This is a genomic window from Archangium sp., assembly GCF_036389735.1.
Taxonomy (GTDB): Bacteria; Myxococcota; Myxococcia; order Myxococcales; family Myxococcaceae; genus Archangium.
Map to the genome: position 1 here is coordinate 1 of NZ_DASVWK010001139.1, position 3,240 is coordinate 3,240.

The 3,240-nt window shown below is 67.9% G+C and carries 1 protein-coding gene and 1 pseudogene; both read right to left on the bottom strand.

Annotated elements, in window-relative coordinates; translation table 11 throughout:
- Window positions 1-121: 121 nt before the first annotated feature.
- Window positions 122-1,644: pseudogene (gene istA / locus VF794_RS41005) on the bottom strand (IS21 family transposase).
- A 295-nt stretch (window positions 1,645-1,939) separates the two neighbouring features.
- The gene (locus VF794_RS41010) at window positions 1,940-2,665 is read right to left on the bottom strand and encodes a DUF6444 domain-containing protein (protein ID WP_331119391.1); all 726 of its coding nucleotides are present in this window, start codon (window positions 2,663-2,665) and stop codon (window positions 1,940-1,942) included.
- Window positions 2,666-3,240 lie beyond the last annotated feature (575 nt).

Genomic DNA, 3,240 nt, shown 5'->3' on the forward strand with positions numbered 1-3,240 from the left:
GGTCTCTTCGTCGGCCGGAGCGCGCCCTGTTGTCAGGGCGCGCGCAGGCCCTCGCCGGTGCTGGTGAGACCGTGTCCGCACCGGCCAGCAGTGTCCGCGCACAGCCGCGCGGGCACGTTTCTCAGTGATAGTAGTTGGCCCCGCGCACGTTCTGGTGCTCGGGCAGCGGGCCCTTCTCCTCGCGCGCCTCGTCGGCGTCCTTGAGGCGGTGCTGGAGGATGGTGGCCACGGACTTGTAGCTGAAAGCGCGGGGGCGCAGCGCCCGTGCACACGCCGTCTCCACGCGCTGCGCGCCGTACTTCTCCTTGTCGGCCAGACGGATGATGCCCAGCGCCGAGCGGAAGCCTTGCTGCGGGTGGGGCCGGCGCTTCATCAGCTCCTCCACCAGCTGCGCGCACGCGGGCCCCACGCATTGGGCCCACTGCACCACGCGCGAGGGCGTCCACTCCGCGTGCTGCCGGTGCGAGGCCGGCATGTGCTCGGCCTGCGTGGTGAAGCGCCCGCGCTGCTGGCTGCGCACGTGGCTGGCGACACGCCGGCCCGCGAGGAAGACTTCGACACACGCTTCCGTGTGCCGCAGCTCCGCCTCCTTGCCCACCAGCCCGTAGGGCACGCTGTAGCAGTGCCCTCCAGCTCCACGTGGTAGTCGATGTTGACGCGCGCCTTCTTCCAGAAGGCCAGCTCGTACGGGCGGCTCGGCAGGGGCCTGAACGCCGCGCGCTCCACATCCTCGAAGAGCTCCCTCCTCGACTTGCCCAGCTTGCGCATGGGCCTCTCGTTGAGCTTCTCCAGCAGTGGCTTCACCACCTCGCTCACCTCGGAGAGCGACGTGAAGTGGCGGTGGCGCAGTGCCGCCAGTATCCACCGCTCGGCCAGCAGCACGCCCACTTCCACCTTCGCCTTGTCCCGTGGCCGACGCGGGCACGCCGGAAGAATCGCGAAGCCGTAGTGCCACGCCAGGTCCGCGTACGTGGGATTGGTGTCCGGCTCGTAGCGGTGCGCCCGCGTGACTCCCGCCTTGAGGTTGTCCGGCACCACCAGCTCCGTGACTCCGCCGAAGTACGCGAAAGCGCGTACGTGGCAGCCCACCCACGTGGCCATGTCCTCGCTGAAAACGGGCTCCACGTAGGTGAGGTTGCTGGCCCCCATCACCGCCACGAAGAGCTTGGCCACGCGCACCTCTCCCGTGACGGCGTCCACCACCTGCACCCCATCACCGCTGAAGTCCACGAAGCTCTTGTCTCCCGCGCGGTGCTCCTGCCTCATGGTGACGCTCGCGCTTTGCAGCCATCGGCCGTAGCGCTCGCAAAAGCGGCTGTACTGATACCCGCCGGGATGCGTCTCCAGGTACTCCTGCCAGAGCAACTGCTTCGTCACCCCCTTCTTCTTGAGCTCCGCGTGGATGCGCGCCCAGTCCGGCTCCGGGCGGTCCGCCGCGGCCTTGCCCTCACCGGGGAACAGCAGCGCCGTGAGCGCCGCGTCGTCATCCAACTCCGGCGGCAGCGGCCACGGCGGCTTCGCTACCCGTGCCCGCCCCAGGTAGTCGCACACCGTGCCGTTGCCGACATTCAGGCTCGCCGCGATCTCTCGCGTCGACAACCCTGCCTCGAACCTCAACCGGAACAACTCTCGCAGCTTGCGCATGGACAGCCTCTCTGCCGCCATCTCCACCTCCTGAAAGGGAGGCCGGAGAGGCCAGTTGCCGCCCAGCACCGTTGACGCTCCGCCCGGCTCCTCAGCAGGCCCTCGCGCCCCCGTCAAGGAGGTGCTCGGTATGCCCGGAACAGGTGCTCACCTTGCCCGGAATGCCCGCTCGGCATCCCCGGAATGGGTGCTCACCTTGCTCCGGAACGGGTGCTCACCTTGGCCCGGTGCACGCACCGCTGCGCTCGCGGTGGATGGCGAACACCGTTACCAGCGTCGTGGCGGCCACCCACAACTACTCCTTCCTCAGCTTCTCGCGCCAGCCGGTTTCATCCGCATTCACGCTCACCGCCTCGCGCACGTACGCGCCGGCCTCTTCCACGGGTGCTCGCAGCGCGGCGCTCATGCTCCGCTCCAACTTGCAGACGCTGCCCAGGGCCAGCTCCACCCCCAGCACGCTGGAGAGAAACTCCCGCACCAGCCGCTTTGTCAGCCGCAGCCGACCTGTCAGCAACGCCACCACCGCGGTGAGCCGGGGGCCGAAGGCTCCGCTCGGCACGCCCTGGGGCAACCCAGCTTGCGTCCACGCCTCGCACCTCGTGCACTGCCCGTAGCACAGCTGGTACTCGGTGACGCGAGGCTTCACCTCGGGCAGCTCCACCACCTGGTGCCGCCACGCGGGCGGCCCGTCTTCCCTCTGCTCGAGCTCGCCGCCGCACCGGCTGCACCCCTTGGGCCGCACCGCCACCACCTCGTCCACCTTCTCGGGCGGCAACACCTCACGTCGCTGCCCTTTGTGCCCGGGCTGGCCTCCCGGCCTCTTCCCGGTGGGCCCCTTGCTCGGGCGCTTCACTCCTGGCCCGTCCGAGGAGGGCGGCCTGTTGGAGTTGCGCGACATCTGCCCCAACCGAGCACGCAACTCGGCGATGGTGGCCAGTGCCTCGGCCAACTGCTGCTTCAGCTCGGCGACTTCGGCTTCGAGCTGGGCGATACGGGCATCTCTGGGGTCAATCTCGCTCACTCAAGGAGAAGCCGGCCGGTAGGTTACCTCGGCACTCTCCATGGACATGGCTGGTCGGTTGCTCGGTGAGAAGGCACGCTGACAGGGACACCGCGCTTCAAGCCGCAAGCGGAATGAAGAATCCTCGCTGTGGGGTTGAACTCAATACCCTGCATGGCGCCTACGCGCTGCTCCAGCTCCGCTTCGAGAGGGCAGTGGAACGCAGGCGTTGATGGAGAAAGTTGCCTCCCCACGCCGTCCCGGTAGATGCCGCGCCCTTGCTTGAGAAGTCGAGCGTGTTGCACCTCTCTAGGGGGATGAAAAGGGTCGAAGAAGTCGGTTGACTCTCAACGCGGTGGTGGTAGAAGCCGCGCCCCTTCGGACGGGAAAGCCGAGCCGCACCGGCGGTTGAGTGCTCCCGGACGGACTGAAAATCGGAATACGGAGTCGGCAGGACGGAGTTGACTCTCAACGCGGCGGTGGTAGAAGCCGCGTCCCCTCGGACGGAAAGGCGAAGTCGCAGTGGCGACGGAGGCCCCGGACGAGAAGAAGTGAAAGAGGAAATACGAAGTCAACGAGCGGAGTTGACACCTGAC